Origin of the sequence: Kineococcus sp. DHX-1 (assembly GCF_042473625.1) — a bacterium.
Taxonomy (GTDB): domain Bacteria; phylum Actinomycetota; class Actinomycetes; order Actinomycetales; family Kineococcaceae; genus Kineococcus.
In genome coordinates this window covers 287,571-302,022 of sequence record NZ_CP170445.1, presented here as the reverse complement: position 1 = coordinate 302,022, position 14,452 = coordinate 287,571, and the positions used below count along the sequence as shown (strand labels likewise).

Sequence of the window (14,452 nt, the reverse complement as noted above, 5' to 3'; positions counted from 1 at the left end):
CCCGCGACCGGCCTCCATCTCAGCAGGTTCTGGGGCGCCGCGGGGGGATCTGCTCGATCAGGCGTCGAGCGCGTCCTGGAACAGCGACCGGTCCGCGCGGGCCCCGTCAGACCGGCAGGGGCAGGACGCAGGACGGCGACCCGAGTTCGACGACCGAGCGGTCCACGACGGTGAGGTCGTCGTCGAGCGCGAGGTGGACGAGCTGGTCGGAGTCCTGCGCCGCGACGTAGAGGTGGCGTCCCACGGCGACGACGTGCCGCGGGTTCGCGGCGCCGATCGCGATGTCCCGCACGGGGCGGGCGACGCCGTCCGCGACCTCGTGCAGCGTGAGCACCTCGGCTCGGCGGTTGGCGACGACGAGCCCCCACGGCGTGCGGCAGACCTCCGAGGGGTAGACCCGCTCGGCGAGAGCGGCGGGGACGGGCACGGCGAGCGCGGGGTTCCGGACCGGGTCGGCGAGCAGGCCGTCCCGCACGGCGAGCGACGTCACCGTCGCGTCGAGTTCGCCGGCGACGACGAACCGGTCCCCGTCCGGGCCCGGCACCAGCGCGCCGTGGCGGGGCCCGGTCCCCGGTGCGAGCGCGAGGACCTGCACGGGCTCGAGGGACAACCCCTCCGCCGTCACGTCGTGGACCCGGACCTCGTCGGTCCCGAGGTCGAGGACCGCGACGCGACCGCCGGGCAGGACCGCCGTGGAGTGCGGGTGCGAACCCTCCTGCCGTTCGGCGTCGGGACCGGACCCGTTGCCGCGCAGGGTTTGCCGGAGATCGGCGACCGCGCCGCCGTCGAGCGCGAGGACACCGACGCCGCCGCCGTAGTTCGCGGCCAGGGCGAACCCCGGGAGAACGGTGAGGTGGCACGGCCAGGACCCACCACTGGGCGTCTCGCCCAGCCGTTCCCAGGCGCCGCCACCCACGCGCCACGACGACACGGAACCCTCGTCCAGCTCGTGCGCGGCATGGATGGTGCCGTCCGGGCCGGCGGCCAGGAACGAGGGCGAGGGGACGTCCACCGTGGCCCCCACCCGGCCGAGGCGGCCCGTGACGGGGTCCCGCTCGACGAGCGCGAGGCCCGGGCCGCGACCACCGGTCGCAGCGGTGTAGGAGCCGACGGCGAGCACCTGTGCGTCCACGCGCCGATCACACCACGGACGCCGAGCGTTCCCGCGCAGCACCCTTGACCTCCCTTCGGGAAACCGCTTACCGTCCGTGACCGTGATCCCACCGACCGCCGCGCCCACCCGCCGCAGCCTGCTCGCCGTCGGGCTCGCCGCCCCCGTCGCCCTGCTCGCCCCCGCCCGCAGCGCCCAGGCGGCCCAGAACCCCACCGCGGCCGCCGCTTTCGTCGACTCCTACCGCACCAACGTCCCGGAGAACACGACCGCGGCGACGAACGCCGCCGTGCGGATCCTGTCGGACCTGAACCGGTACTGGCAGACGGGTCCGACGTGGGACTCCGGTCGGGTCCTGGACCGCGGGGTCCTGCGGCGCAACGTCCGCTACTGCGCCCAGGTCACCCGCTCCCGCACGGCCGAGGAGGCGGCGGAGGCGTTCGTCGTCGACCGGCAGGACCAGAGCTACGCGGTCATCGCGGGTCTCGGCCCGCTGGCCCCGGCGTACCTGGCCGGGAGCCTGGCGGTCACGAGCATCACCAGCGCCCCGGCGACGACGCCGCCGACGAAGGTCGAGGACGCGGTCCCCGCCGGGGCACCCGCGGGATCGGCGACCGGCGCCGGTTCGGTCGACTCCGAGCTCGGCGACGTCGTGCGGCTCGTGCAGACGGTGCGCGGCCCCTTCGCCTCCGGCAACCCCAGCAAGAACGCCCTCCAGTACCCGCGGCCGTGGCGGTTGTCCCCCGACAGCACCGTGCAGCCGACCGGAGGCACCGACGCCCTGGGGTACCCCGAGTACCGCTCGGACGTCGTCGTCGTGCCGACCCTCCTGCGGCAGCGGTCGACGACGCCGGAGACCGACGGCGGTTTCCCCAGCGGGCACACCAACGCGCTGTTCCTCGCCGCGCTCGCCCTCGCCCACGCGGTCCCCGAGCGCTACCAGGCGCTCGTCGCCCGGGCGTTCGAGCGCGCCCACCTGCGCATCGTCGCGGGCATGCACTCACCGCTGGACGTCCTCGGTGGCCGGACGCTCGCCACCGCACTGGCCGCCGCGGAGCTGGGCGACCCCGCCAACGCGGCGCCAGCACAGGCCGCCCGCGCGACGGCGTTGGCGTACTTCGAGCGCGCCACCGGCCACGACGCGACGGGCCTCGTGGAGTTCGCGGCACCCGACCGGGACAGCGCGCGCGCGGCCGTCCTGGAGCACCTCACCTACGGTTTCCCGCGGACGGGGCCGCAGCGCCCGATGGTCGTGCCGAAGGGTGCCGAGGCGCTCCTCCAGACCCGCCACCCCTACCTCGACGCGGCCCAGCGCCGGGAGGTGCTGCGCACCACGGCGCTGCCGTCGGGCTACCCGGTGCTGGACGGCCCGGAACTGTGGGGTCGCCTGAACCTCTTCGACGCCGCCGACGGCTACGGCCGGTTCGACCGCGACGTCACGGTCGTGATGGACGCGGCCGCAGGGGGTCTGAACGCGACCGACGCGTGGCGCAACGACATCGGCGGTACCGGCGGGCTCGTCAAGCGCGGGTCCGGCCGCCTCACCCTCACGGGCCGGAACTCCTTCCGCGGCGGCGTGCGCCTCGAGGCGGGCGAGCTGGCCGCAGGTTGCTCGTCGGCGCTGGGGTGCGGGGACGTCGACCTGCGCGGCGGGACGCTCACGATCGCCGGCGACGTGCGGTTGGACGGGAACCTCACCCAGGCCCCGGGCGCCGTCCTGCACGTCCCCGTCGGTGGGCGGCGCGCTCCGCTGACCGTGGCCGGGACGGCGACGCTCGCCCCCGGCAGCCGCCTCGAGGTCGAGTTCGGCGACGACTGCCGCGTCGGTGAGGTCCGCCCCGTGCTGGAGGCGCGCACCGTGCGGGGCGGGTTCGGCGCCGTGGCCGTCGTCGGTGGCTGCCGGGCCGAACTCGTGGCGACGCGCCACGGGGTGGGTGTCCGCCGGCTCGCCGGATGAGCACCTGCGCTGCAGGCGGTTTCCGTCACTCGACGGGGCGCGCCAGCCGCCGGCCGGCGCCGGTCACGACGGCGACGCCGAGGGCGAGGACGGCCAGGACCGCGAACGCGGTGGTGAACCCGGACTCGCGCGGAACCCCACCGGCCTGCAGGTGGGCCGTCACGATGCTCGTCGTCAGGACGGCGCCGAGCGCACCGCCGATGACCCGGGTGTTCGCGTTCACCCCGCTCACCGCACCGGTCTGCGCGGCCGGGACGGCGCGGACGACGATGTTCGTCATGGCCGCGTAGGCGAGTCCCACGCCGAGGCCGAAGACGCCGCCCTCGACCGCGACGAGCGCCGCGGACCCGTGCGCCGCAGCCAGTCCCGCGGCGGCGGCCGCGCAGACGAGGGCTCCGGTGAGCAGTTGCGCGGGGGCGGGGAAACCCCGGTCGAGCCGGCCGCCGACGACTCCCGCGACGAACATCGCAACCGGCAGCGGGAGCATCAGCAGCCCGGCGCCCGTGGCGTCGAGGCCGAATCCGTACCCCGCGGCGGTCGGAACCTGGGCGAGCTGGGGCAGGTAGACGAACACCCCGAACATGGCGGCCCCGAAGAGCAGTGCCGCGAGGTGGGTCGTCCAGACGGCGGGGACGCGCATCGTCGCCATGTCGACCAGCGGCGCGGCCGAACGGTTCTCCACCCGGACCCAGCCCAGGGCGGCGAGGACCGACACCGCGAGCAGCCCCAGGGTCACGGGTGAGGTCCAGCCCCAGGCGCCCGCCTGGCTCACCGGCACGAGGAGCCCGACGAGCGCGACGGCGAGCAGGGTCACCGCGAGCGGGTTCACGCGGGCCGGTTCCCGCCGGGTGGCGCGCGGGACGACGCGGAGGGCGGCGAACGCGGCGGCGAGGACGGGCACGGCGGGCAGGCCCAGCAGGACGTGGGTGCCGAAGACCGTCAGGACCGGACCGGCGACGACGACCCCGAGACCGCTGCCCGCGGCGACGAGCGCGGAGATCGTCCCGATCGCGGCGGGCAGGCGGTGCGGGGGCAACGCGTCGCGCAGGATGCCGAAGGCCAGCGGCAGCGCCGCTCCCCCGATGCCCTGGACGACCCGGGCCAGGAGCAGGAACTCGACGTTCGGGGCGATGGCGGCCAGGACGCACCCGAGCCCGAGGGCCAGCATCACGAGCACGAAGACGGGGCGGCGTCCGACGGCGTCGCCGACGCGGCCGAGGACGGGGGTGAAGACGGCGGCGGACAGCAGGTAGGCCGTGAGGACCCACGTGATGGCCGTCGGCCCGGCGTGGAGCTCACGTTGCAGCGTGGGCAGGGCGGGCGAGTAGAGCGACTGCAGCAGCGAGAAGCTGGCGGCCGCGACGGACAGGACGACGAGGACGCCGCGGGGGTGGCCGGTCGGCGTGGGCGACGGTGCGCGGTGCAGCGGCCGGCGCGGCCGCGGGACGCGGGTGGTCTGCGGAACGGTGGACACGGGGGCTCCTCAGGACGAGGGCGGGTGTGGAGGCTCGCCTCCGGCGACGTGAGGTCGTAGAGTGGAGGCTGCCTCCGGAACGTTACCGGAGGCTTCCTCCACTTCACAAGGGGACTCCATGACCGGGCCGACGCTGCGCCGCGAGCCACCCCGGCGCGCCGACGCACGCCGGAACTACGAGAAGGTCCTCGCCAGCGCCCGCGAGGCGTTCACCCGCGAGGAACCCCCGACCCTGGAGGACATCGCCCGGTCGGCGGGAGTGGGCATCGGCACGCTCTACCGCAACTTCCCGGACCGCTCCGCCCTGCTCGAGGCGATCTACCTCGACGAGGTCCAGGACCTGTGCGACGTCGCCGCGGAGCTGGCCGGTACCCGGACCCCGTGGGACGCCCTCGCCGGCTGGTTGCAGCGGTACGTGCAGTACCTGGCGACGAAGCGGTCCCTCGCCGAGGAGCTCCGCTCCGCCTTCGGCGCGGGCAACCCGGTCTTCGCCTCCTGCCGCACCGCGATCACCGAGGCGGGCGAGCCGTTGCTCCGGGCCGCCCAGGCCGACGGGAGCGCCCGGGGGGACGTCGAGATCGACGACGTCGTCCGGCTGGTGTCCAGCATCTCGACCGGCAGCTACTCGACGCCGGACCAGCTCGACCGCGTGCTCGGCATGGCCGTCGACGGGTTGCGCTCGCGGCCCTGACGCTCAGCCCTCGGAAACGACGACCAGACGGTCAGCCAGCCGACGAGGCCCCACGAACGCCTGCACGACCCCGGCCAGGAACACCACAGCCAGGACGGCCCACGCCGGGCGGGCGGTGACCGCCAGGGTCCCCGCCACCAGCGCTCCGAGCGCGCCGACGACGAGGGACGACCGCCGAGCTCCCAGGTACGCGTCGACCCGTTGACGCAACAGGACGGTCGCGACCACCCGGACCACCGGGTCCCGGGGGGCCGGGCCCCTCCGGCTGGCCCGGACCGCAGCACGCACCTGCTCCGGTGTCGTCCCAGGCGGCAGAGCCTCCACGAACCGCCGGCGCGTCCGCGCCCGATCCGGTACCCACAGGAGCCCGACGAGCAGGCCACCGGAGATCGCCGACACCGCAGTCACACCCCACGTCGCCGGGCCTTCGAGACGGGTGGCCAGCCCGAAGCAGACGCTGAAGAGCAGGGTGATCTCGAGGACCCGCCACCAGGCAGGTGCCGTGTACCAGCGCCACCACACCCGCGCAGTCTCGACCCGTGTGCCCTGGTGCACCAATCCAGTTGCTCCGACTCCCCGCCGGTCGACACGGTGGAGTCGTGACGTCACCCACCGGTTCCGACGATCTCCTCGCCGAGTGGTCCCGGCGCTTCGCCGAACCCGTCACCGGGTGGTCGTCCAGGGAGTTCTCGGGCGTCGTCGAGACGGTCGACCCACCCTGGTCCTACGCGACGCTGGCGCGGAACGCACTGACGGCGGCACCCTCGGCGCTCGACCTCGGGACCGGAGGTGGGGAGTTCCTCACCGGGCTGGCGGACGTGCTCCCGGCCGACACGCACGCGACCGAGGGCTGGGCACCGAACCTGCCCGTGGCCCGCACGGCGCTCGCCCCACTCGGCATCACGGTCGAGCCCCACGATGCGACCCGAGAGCGGTTGCCGTTCCCCGACGACCGGTTCGACGTCGTCCTGTCCCGGCACACGGCCTACGACGCGGACGACGTGTCCCGCGTGCTGCGACCGGGCGGAACCTTCCTGACCCAGCAGGTCGACGGCCGGAACCTCGACGACCTGGTGTCGGAGTTCGGGGCCGAACCCGTCTTCCAGGACGTGACGCTGGAGAACGCCCACCGGGCGGCCGTGTCGGCCGACCTCCACGTCGAGGTGGCCGAGTCGTGGAGCGGCCCGGTCCGTTTCGCCGACGTGTCGACGCTCGTGTCGTTCCTGCGGACGGTTCCCTGGCACCTGCCGACGGACTTCACGGTCGCGCGCTACGCCGGAGTCCTCCTGGCCCTGCACGCACGCGCGCAGCTGCAGTTCACCGAACGGCGGTTCCTGCTGCGCGTCCGGAGTTCGTCTCCCAGAACGGAGGCGGGTCGTCCGGTGCTGGATCGCGGACCTGCCGCCGCCGGAGTTCCTGGACCACGTACTGGGTCTTGAAGCGGCGGTGGCTGCGGCAGACGGCCCGCAGGCTTGCGGCCGTCGTGGGCGCTGCAACGCTCTCGGAGCGTCGCGATCAGCGCAGCCCCCGGTCGACGAACTCCACGAGCCACGCGAAGCTCTCGTCGACGTCGGTGCCGAGCTGGAAGCCTCCGCCGGACTCCAGGGTCGCGAAACCGTGCAGGGCGCTGCGCAGCATCCGCAGCGCGTGAACCTCGTCGGCGGCCGACACCCCGTAGCTGCGCAGCACCACAGCGAGGGATTCCAGCACCCGGGCCGTGGCACGTGCGTACTCGTCGTCGGGGGACGTCGGACGCGCGCCGAGCGTGGCCGCGTACCGGCCGGGGTGGTTCCGGACGAACCCGCGGAACGCCTGCGCGGCAGCGCGGAGCGCGTCCGGACCGGACAACCCCTGCAACGCGTCCCTGAGGGTGTCGCCGAGTTCGGTGGCGGCCAGCGCGGCGATGCGCTGCGCGAGGTCGGCCAAGGACCCCACGTGCTTGTAGAGGGACGGCGGCCGGACCCCCAACCGGTCGGCGACCACCCCCATGGCGAGCTTCTCGAACCCCAGTTCGTCGGCGAGGTCAGCGCCCGCGAGGGTGACGGCTGCGGCGTCCAGACCCGCCCTAGGCACGGGCGAGCGTCCGCTGCAGGAAGGGCAGGACGACGTCGGCGACCTGTTCGGGCGCCTCGACGTGCGGGTAGTGCCCGACGCCGTCGAGGACGGCGAGTTCCCCGAGACCGGCGGGCAGGTCGGCGACGACGCGACCCCCCTCGGCGCGCGGGTCGGCCCAGTCGGGGTCTGCGCTCCCCTCGACGACGAGGACGGGGCACCGCACGTCGCGCAGAGCCTCCCCCGCGTCCGCGGGGGAAGCCGACCCCATGGCCTTGAAGGCGGCCTTCCGGCCGGGTTCGCGCAGCAGGCCCAGGGTCCGCGCGCGCGCAGCGTCCCAGTCCGCGGGTTTCGCGGGCACCGCGAGGTCGAGGTAACGACCCCACGCGCGGGTGCTCCCCACCCCCGCTGCGAGCGCCAGGTCGACCATCGCCCGCCGGTGGCGCCCGACGCGCACGAGCCCGGCGACGTCCAGCGACTGGGCTCGGGTGAAGGGCGCAAGTTCCACGAGCCCGGCGACGAGGTCGGGGGCCGTGGCCGCCGCGATGGTGGCCGCACCACCGCTGATCGACTGGCCCACGAGGACGGCCGGGCCGCCGAGGTGGCGGACGAGCGCGACGAGGTCCGCGGCGATGTCGGTGCGGCGGTACCCGTCCCAGCCCGCGCTGGACTCCCCGCAGCCCCGCAGGTCGAGGGTGGCGACCCGGTACCCGGCGGCCAGGAGGCGCGGGGCGAGGAAGCGGTACGAGCGGCGGTCGTCCCCCATCCCGTGGGCCAGGACGACGAGCGGACCCTCGCCCTCGACGTCGTACGCGAGGGTTCCCCCGTCGCGGCGCAGGAACTCGGTCATGACCATCTCCTCAGCTAATGTCGTTAGCTGAAAGCTACGCCCGTTAGCCAGAGGAGGCAAGTCCTCCGCGGGCGACCCTCAGCCGAGTCGGCGCAGCCAGTCCGCGGGCGCGGTCCGGTAGGGTTCGGGCGCCTCCGTCCAGCCGGCCAGGGCCCGGTCCCAGCTGTCGGCGCGGCTGACGACGGCCAGGCGCACGGCGAGCTGGAGGACGCGGTCGAGACCGTCCGTCGGGAGCCCTGGCCAGCCCGCGAGGTAGGCCGCCGCCGCGGGCTCGCGCGGATCGGGAGCCGGACCCTCCGGCCCGGCGTCGAGGGCCACGAGCAGGCTCGTGAAGGGGTGCCCGACGCACGCGTCGCCCCAGTCGAAGGGACGGTGCCCGGCGGCGAAGACGTTGCCGTCGTGCAGGTCGTCGTGCTGCAGCGTCGCCGGCAGGCCGAGGTCGGCGAGCTCGGCGGCCTCCTCCCGCACGCGGGGCAGCAGCGGTCGGACGTCCGGCGCCCAGCGCGGCGCCAGCCGCTCGAAGGCCGTGGGCAGCTCCGGCAGACGCAGGTCGGGGACGCCGAGGGCGACGAGGACGTCGGCGTGCGCGGCCGTGGCGCGCTGGACCTCGCCGTAGGCGCTCAGCGCCCCGGCCCAACGGCGCTGCGCCGCCACCGGTTCCAGCGGGACGTCGCGGACGGTCGGTCCACCGTCGGGCAGCAGCACCCAGCCGCGGTCCTCCTCGACCGCGAGCGGGACCAGGACGTGCGGCACGCCCCAGCGGGCCAGGGCGGACAGCAGCCGCACCTCGTGCCGGGTGCGTTCCGGGCAGGCCTTCAGCCAGACCGGCCCGGTGGGGGTCGAGAACCTCCACACGGTCGACCAGGGTCGGTCCTTCACGAGCTCGGCCGGGCCCGGTTCCACGCCGCTGCGGCGCAGCACGTCCCGGGCCCAGGGCACCGCCGCCTCGTCCACCCCGTCAGTGTGGCCCGCGCCCGGGAACGCAGGAACCCCGCCCACCGGAGTGGACGGGGTTCCTTGACGCTTCAGCGACTGCGGTCGGGGCGCCAGACGACGAGGGCCGTCGAGCGTTGCGACTCCGGCCGCCGACCCATCGGGGTGGCGACGATGTCGCCGGCCACCCCCGCGGCGAAGATCCGCCGGGCCTGCTGGCGGACGAGCGAGATCTCGTCCTCGAGTTCCTGCACCCGGTGGCCGAGGGCCAGCACCTGGTTCTCGAGGTCGAGGATGCGCTTGATGCCGGCGAGGTTCACGCCGTCCTCCTGGGACAGGCGCTGCACCTCCCGCAGCTGGGCGATGTCGCGGGCGGAGTACCGCCGCCCGCGACCCCGGGCCCGGCTGGGCGAGACGAGTCCGAGGCGGTCGTACTGGCGCAGCGTCTGCGGGTGCATGCCCGCGAGGTCGGCCGCCACCGAGATCACGAACAGCGGACTGTCGTCCTCGTACACCTCTCCCCTCCTCGTCTCGTCGTCGTGCCGGTGTCAGTGCCGTGTGTCAGTGCCGGGTGTCAGCTGCGGGCGCGCTCGGCCAGACCCGCGCGCGGGTCGTCGCCCGCGGTGGCCTTGGCGAACGCCTCGACGGCCTCGCGGACGGCGCCGTCGACCCGTTGCGGGACGACGACCTCGATCGTGACGAACAGGTCGCCCCGGTCGTCGGTCGAACGGGACCGCTTCACGCCCCGGCCCTTGAGCCGCAGCGAGCGGCCCGACGGCGTCCCGGCGGGGACCTTCACCTTGACGGTCGCGCCGTCCAGGGTCGGGACCTCGACGGTGGCGCCGAGCACGGCCTCGTCGAAGGAGACCGGCAGGGTCATGCGCAGGTCGTCGCCGTCCCGGCGGAACACCGGGTGCGGTTCGACGTGCACCGTGACGAGCAGGTCGCCCGTCCCCCCGGGACCGGCCAACCCCTTGCCGCGCAACCGGACCTTCTGACCGTCGCGGACGCCCTGGGGCAGCCGCGCGTTGACCGTCCGGGCCGGCCCCCCGCGCGGGTCGGGGACCCGCAGGGAGACCGTCTTGCCCTCGAGGGCGTCGCGGAAGGTGACGCGGGCGCTGGCGTCGAGGTCCTGACCCCGAGACGGGGTCTGCGCGCCGCCGAAACCGCCGGGGAAACCCCCGGGAGCGGCACCGCCCTGGCCGAACAACCCGCCGAGCAGGTCCTCGAACCCCGCACCGCCGCCGGCACCCCCGGGCGTCCCGAACCGGACACTGCCCGGTGCGCCCCCACGGCCCTGACCGAACAACCCGCCGAGCAGGTCCTCGAACCCGGCACCGCCGCCCGCGCCGCCGGCTCCCCCGGAGGAGAACCGCGCGCCGCCGCCGACCATGGCGCGGATCCCGTCGTACTGCTGCCGCTGCTCGGGGTCGGACAGGACCGCGTAGGCCTCGCCGACCTCCTTGAACTGCTGCTCGGCCGACGCGTCACCCGGGTTCGCGTCCGGGTGCAACGTGCGGGCCTTCTTGCGGTACGCCTTCTTGATCTCGGCCGCGTCGGCGTCGTGGGGGACGCCGAGGACCGCGTAGAAGTCCTTCTCGGCCCAGTCCTGCATGCTCACCGGCGTCCCCCTCCCTCGATCTCGTCAGTTCGTCCGCAGGTCATCCCTGCGGGTCGGCCACCGCGACGCGGGCCGGACGCAGGATCCGGTCGCCGAGCTTGTACCCCGGCTGCAGGACCTTCGTGCACGTCGCCACCTCGTACTCGTCGGAGTGGCTGTGCATGAGCGCCTCGTGCACGGCCGGGTCGAACGGTTCGCCGTCCTGGCCGTACCGCTCGAGGCCGAACCGCGCCAGCGTCGCCTCGAGCTTGTCCGCGATCGCGACGAACGGGCCGGTGAGGTCACCGTGCTCGCGCGCGAGGTGGACGTCGTCGAGGACCGGGAGCAGCGCCTCGGCCACCCCGGCGATCGCGGCGTTCTTGGCGACGTCGCGGTCGCGGTCGACCCGCTTCTTGTAGTTCACGTACTCGGCGTTCAGCCGCTGCAGCTCCTCCAGGCGCGAGGCCGCGAGGCCCTGCGCCGCGTCGAGCTCGGCGTCGGCGGCCCCGTCGTCCGGGCCCCCCACGGTCGGTGCCGCGGGGGTCTCGGACTGGGACGCGTCGGCCGGCGACTGACCGCGCACCTGCCCCGTCTCGGGGTCGATGCGGCGGTTGTCGCGGACCACGGTGGGTTCGGAGAACTCCTCCGACATCACTTGTCCTTCTCGTCGTCGACGACCTCGGCGTCCACCACGTCCTCGTCGGAGGAGGCGTTCTTGGTGAAGTCCGGGCCCGTCTGGGAACCGGCGTCACCGGCGGAGGCACCCTCGGACTGCTGCGCGGCGTACATCGCCGAACCCAGTTCCTGCGAGGCCTTGGCGACGGCCTCGGACTTGGCCTTGATCTCGGCCGCGTCGGTGCCGTTCAGCGCCGTCTTCAGCTCCGCCACAGCGGACTCCACCGTGGCCTTGCCGTCGGCGGGCAGCTTGTCGGAGTTGTCGGCGATGAACTTCTCGGTCTGGTAGACGAGCGCCTCGGCCTGGTTCCGGGCCTCGGCCTCCTCGCGACGCTGCTTGTCCTCGTTCGCGTGCTGCTCGGCGTCCTTGACCATCCGCTCGATGTCCTCCTTCGACAGCGCGCTGCCGCCGGAGATGGTCATCGACTGCTCCTTGCCCGTGCCGCGGTCCTTCGCGTTCACGTGCACGATGCCGTTGGCGTCGATGTCGAAGGTCACCTCGACCTGCGGCACACCGCGCGGGGCGGGGGCGATGCCGGTCAGCTCGAACGTGCCCAGCGGCTTGTTGTCGCGGGCCAGCTCGCGCTCGCCCTGGAACACCTGGATGAGCACCGAGGGCTGGTTGTCGTCGGCAGTCGTGAAGACCTCCGAGCGCTTGGTCGGGATGGCCGTGTTGCGCTCGATGAGCTTGGTCATGATCCCGCCCTTGGTCTCGATGCCCAGGGACAGCGGGGTGACGTCGATGAGCAGGACGTCCTTGCGCTCGCCCTTGAGGACACCGGCCTGCAGCGCCGCGCCGATGGCGACGACCTCGTCCGGGTTCACGCCCTTGTTGGGCTCCTTGCCGCCGGTCAGCTCCTTGACGACGCTCGTCACCGCGGGCATGCGGGTGGAACCACCCACGAGCACGACGTGGTGGATGTCGGCGAGCTTGACGTCGGCGTCGCGGATGACGTCGTGGAACGGCTTCTTGGTGCGGTCCAGCAGGTCCTGCGTCATCTGCTCGAACTGCGCGCGGGTCAGCTGCTCGTCCAGGTGGACGGGGCCGTTCTCCGTCATCGACAGGTACTGCAGGGAGATGCCGGTGCTGGTGGCCGTAGAGAGTTCCTTCTTGGCCTGCTCGGCGGACTCCCGGAGGCGCTGCATCGCGATCTTGTCCTTGGACAGGTCGATGCCGTAGGCGCCCTGGACCTTCTTCAGCAGGTGGTCGACGACGCGCTGGTCCCAGTCGTCACCACCGAGGTGGTTGTCGCCGGAGGTCGCGCGGACCTGGATGGTGGAGAACCCGTCGTCGTCCTTGCCGACCTCGAGCAGGGACACGTCGAAGGTCCCGCCACCGAGGTCGAAGACGAGGATGAGCTCGTCCTCCTTGCCCTTCTCCAGCCCGTAGGCGAGGGCGGCCGCGGTCGGCTCGTTGATGATGCGCAGGACGTTCATCCCCGCGATCTCGCCGGCCTCCTTGGTGGCCTGGCGCTGCGCGTCGGAGAAGTACGCCGGGACGGTGATGACGGCGTCGGTCACGCTCTCACCGAGGTAGCTCTCGGCGTCGCGCTTGAGCTTCTGCAGGATGCGGGCGCTGATCTCCTGCGGCGTGTACTTCTTGTCGTCGATCTCGACGTTCCAGTCGGTGCCCACGTGGCGCTTCACGGACCGGATCGTGCGGTCCACGTTGGTGACGGCCTGGCGCTTGGCGATCTCGCCGACGAGCACCTCGCCGTTCTTGGCAAAGGCGACGACGGAGGGGGTGGTGCGCCCACCCTCGGCGTTGGCGATGACCGTCGGCTCGCCGCCCTCGAGGACGGAGACGACGGAGTTGGTGGTCCCGAGGTCGATGCCGACCGCACGTGCCATGGTGGATGCCCTCCCGAGCGTGGTGTGACTGTTGAGCGTTCCCCACTCAAGTTCGCGGACCGCTCCGGATCTGTCAAGCGGAGACTCCGTGAACTTGAGTCTGATGGGCTCAACTCGCGAGGTGGGTCCGTTGTTCCCGGAACCGCAGGCCCGTCCCGGACGCTCTCCCTTCATGGGTGGAGAGCCTGAGCGCCGCGTGCCGCTGCACTTCGACGATGCGTCCAAGGCCGGCGCGACGCACGTCAACCTGTCGGCCGTCCGCTCGGACGGCCCCTTCCTGTGGGTCGCCGGCGACGAGACCGCCACGGTCGAGCGCCTCACCGCCCAGACCGTCGACGGCTCCGTCACGGGGTACGGCGACCAGGTCTGCGTGGCGCTCGCCGACCTCGTCGACCTCCCGGGCCCCCCGCACGAGGAGGCCGATGTGGAGGGGTTGGCGCGCAACGGGAACTGGCTGTGGGCCATCGGGTCGCACAGCCTCAAGCGCAAGCGCATCCGCCCCACCGACGGCGACGCGAAGGCGCGCAAGCGGCTGGGCAAGGTCGTGCGCGAGGCCAACCGCTACGTCCTCGTCCGCCTGCCCGTCGACCCCACGACAGGCTTGCCCGCGCGGCGGGTCGAGGTCGATGGCGAGGTGCTGACGGCCGCGGTCCTCGGCGCGCACGACGACGACCTGACGGTGCACCTGCGCGACGACGACCTCGTCGGCCCCTTCCTGTCCATCCCGTCCAAGGACAACGGCCTGGACGTCGAGGGCGTCGCCGTCCACCACTCACCCGGCGGGACGCGGCTGTACGTGGGGCTGCGGGGTCCGGTCCTGCGCGGCTGGGCCGTCGTGCTCGAGGTGCGCCCGGTGACGCACCGCAAGGACCCGCACCGGCTGGTGCTGGCGGAGTTCGAGGACGGCTCGACGTACCGGACGCACCTGCTGGACCTGCGCGGGCTCGGCATCCGCGACCTGTGCCCGGACGGGGACGACCTGCTCGTGCTGACCGGCCCCTCGATGGGGCTGTCCGGCCCGGTCCGCGTCCACCGCTGGGCGGGCGCCTGCAGCGTCGAGACCGCCGACGTCGTGCGGGCCGACGAACTGCCCGTCGTCCTCGAGCTGCCGCACGGGCAGGGCGAGGACCACCCGGAGGGGCTGGCCCTGCTGCCCGGTGGCCGGGAGCTGCTCGTCGTCCTGGACTCCCCCGCACCCGCTCGGCACACCGCCGACGGCGGGATGCTCGCGGACGTGTGGCGGTTGCCGTCGTGAGGA

General features: G+C 73.8%; 14 protein-coding genes. 4 read left to right on the top strand and 10 right to left on the bottom strand.

Annotated features, from left to right (window positions below; genetic code table 11):
- Positions 1-106: 106 nt before the first annotated feature.
- On the bottom strand, positions 107-1,132 hold the full coding sequence (locus ACFEMC_RS01435; RefSeq protein WP_380172886.1) for a lactonase family protein: 1,026 nt from the start codon (positions 1,130-1,132) through the stop codon (positions 107-109).
- An 82-nt stretch (positions 1,133-1,214) separates the two neighbouring features.
- Here ACFEMC_RS01435 and ACFEMC_RS01430 point away from each other — a divergent pair, with 82 nt between their 5' ends.
- A complete protein-coding gene (locus ACFEMC_RS01430) occupies positions 1,215-3,068 on the top strand; it encodes a phosphatase PAP2 family protein (RefSeq protein WP_380172885.1) in 1,854 nt (617 codons plus the stop codon).
- Between the two features lie 25 nt (positions 3,069-3,093).
- On the opposite strand, the gene ACFEMC_RS01425 is transcribed toward ACFEMC_RS01430, so the two are convergent.
- Positions 3,094-4,542 carry an MFS transporter gene (locus ACFEMC_RS01425; RefSeq protein ID WP_380172883.1) on the bottom strand — a complete coding sequence of 483 codons (1,449 nt, stop codon included), beginning with the start codon at positions 4,540-4,542 and terminating at the stop codon, positions 3,094-3,096.
- Between the two features lie 118 nt (positions 4,543-4,660).
- Here ACFEMC_RS01425 and ACFEMC_RS01420 point away from each other — a divergent pair, with 118 nt between their 5' ends.
- Positions 4,661-5,233 carry a TetR/AcrR family transcriptional regulator gene (locus ACFEMC_RS01420; protein ID WP_380172881.1) on the top strand — a complete coding sequence of 191 codons (573 nt, stop codon included), beginning with the start codon at positions 4,661-4,663 and terminating at the stop codon, positions 5,231-5,233.
- A gap of 3 nt (positions 5,234-5,236) precedes the next feature.
- Here the strand turns inward: ACFEMC_RS01420 and ACFEMC_RS01415 are convergent, their stop codons facing one another.
- Complete coding sequence (locus ACFEMC_RS01415) at positions 5,237-5,755, bottom strand: hypothetical protein (RefSeq protein WP_380172879.1); 519 nt, start codon at positions 5,753-5,755, stop codon at positions 5,237-5,239.
- Between the two features lie 77 nt (positions 5,756-5,832).
- On the opposite strand from ACFEMC_RS01415, the gene ACFEMC_RS01410 reads away from it, so the two are divergent.
- The gene (locus ACFEMC_RS01410; protein ID WP_380172877.1) at positions 5,833-6,672 is read left to right on the top strand and encodes a class I SAM-dependent methyltransferase; all 840 of its coding nucleotides are present in this window, start codon (positions 5,833-5,835) and stop codon (positions 6,670-6,672) included.
- 76 nt (positions 6,673-6,748) lie between these two features.
- Here ACFEMC_RS01410 and ACFEMC_RS01405 read toward each other — a convergent pair whose 3' ends face one another.
- The 7 genes from ACFEMC_RS01405 to dnaK form a co-directional block, all read right to left on the bottom strand.
- Positions 6,749-7,306, bottom strand: coding sequence for a TetR/AcrR family transcriptional regulator (locus tag ACFEMC_RS01405; protein WP_380172875.1), 558 nt, complete (start codon positions 7,304-7,306; stop codon positions 6,749-6,751).
- Positions 7,299-8,135 carry an alpha/beta fold hydrolase gene (locus tag ACFEMC_RS01400; protein WP_380172873.1) on the bottom strand — a complete coding sequence of 279 codons (837 nt, stop codon included), beginning with the start codon at positions 8,133-8,135 and terminating at the stop codon, positions 7,299-7,301. The genes ACFEMC_RS01405 and ACFEMC_RS01400 overlap by 8 nt, the downstream gene beginning before the upstream one ends.
- Before the next feature lie 78 nt (positions 8,136-8,213).
- Positions 8,214-9,089: an aminoglycoside phosphotransferase family protein gene (locus ACFEMC_RS01395; RefSeq protein ID WP_380172871.1), complete on the bottom strand. Its 876-nt coding sequence runs from the start codon at positions 9,087-9,089 to the stop codon at positions 8,214-8,216.
- 71 nt (positions 9,090-9,160) lie between these two features.
- Positions 9,161-9,583: a heat shock protein transcriptional repressor HspR gene (locus ACFEMC_RS01390; protein WP_380172869.1), complete on the bottom strand. Its 423-nt coding sequence runs from the start codon at positions 9,581-9,583 to the stop codon at positions 9,161-9,163.
- 59 nt (positions 9,584-9,642) lie between these two features.
- Entirely contained in the window at positions 9,643-10,689 is a 1,047-nt protein-coding gene (locus ACFEMC_RS01385) for a DnaJ C-terminal domain-containing protein (protein ID WP_380172867.1), read from the bottom strand.
- A gap of 40 nt (positions 10,690-10,729) precedes the next feature.
- Entirely contained in the window at positions 10,730-11,320 is a 591-nt protein-coding gene (grpE, locus tag ACFEMC_RS01380; RefSeq protein ID WP_380172865.1) for a nucleotide exchange factor GrpE, read from the bottom strand.
- Positions 11,320-13,194 (bottom strand): molecular chaperone DnaK, encoded by a 1,875-nt coding sequence (gene dnaK / locus ACFEMC_RS01375; protein ID WP_380172863.1) that lies wholly within the window; start codon positions 13,192-13,194, stop codon positions 11,320-11,322. The genes grpE and dnaK overlap by 1 nt, the downstream gene beginning before the upstream one ends.
- A 172-nt stretch (positions 13,195-13,366) precedes the next feature.
- Here dnaK and ACFEMC_RS01370 point away from each other — a divergent pair, with 172 nt between their 5' ends.
- Positions 13,367-14,449 (top strand): DUF3616 domain-containing protein, encoded by a 1,083-nt coding sequence (locus tag ACFEMC_RS01370; RefSeq protein ID WP_380172861.1) that lies wholly within the window; start codon positions 13,367-13,369, stop codon positions 14,447-14,449.
- Positions 14,450-14,452: the final 3 nt, after the last annotated feature.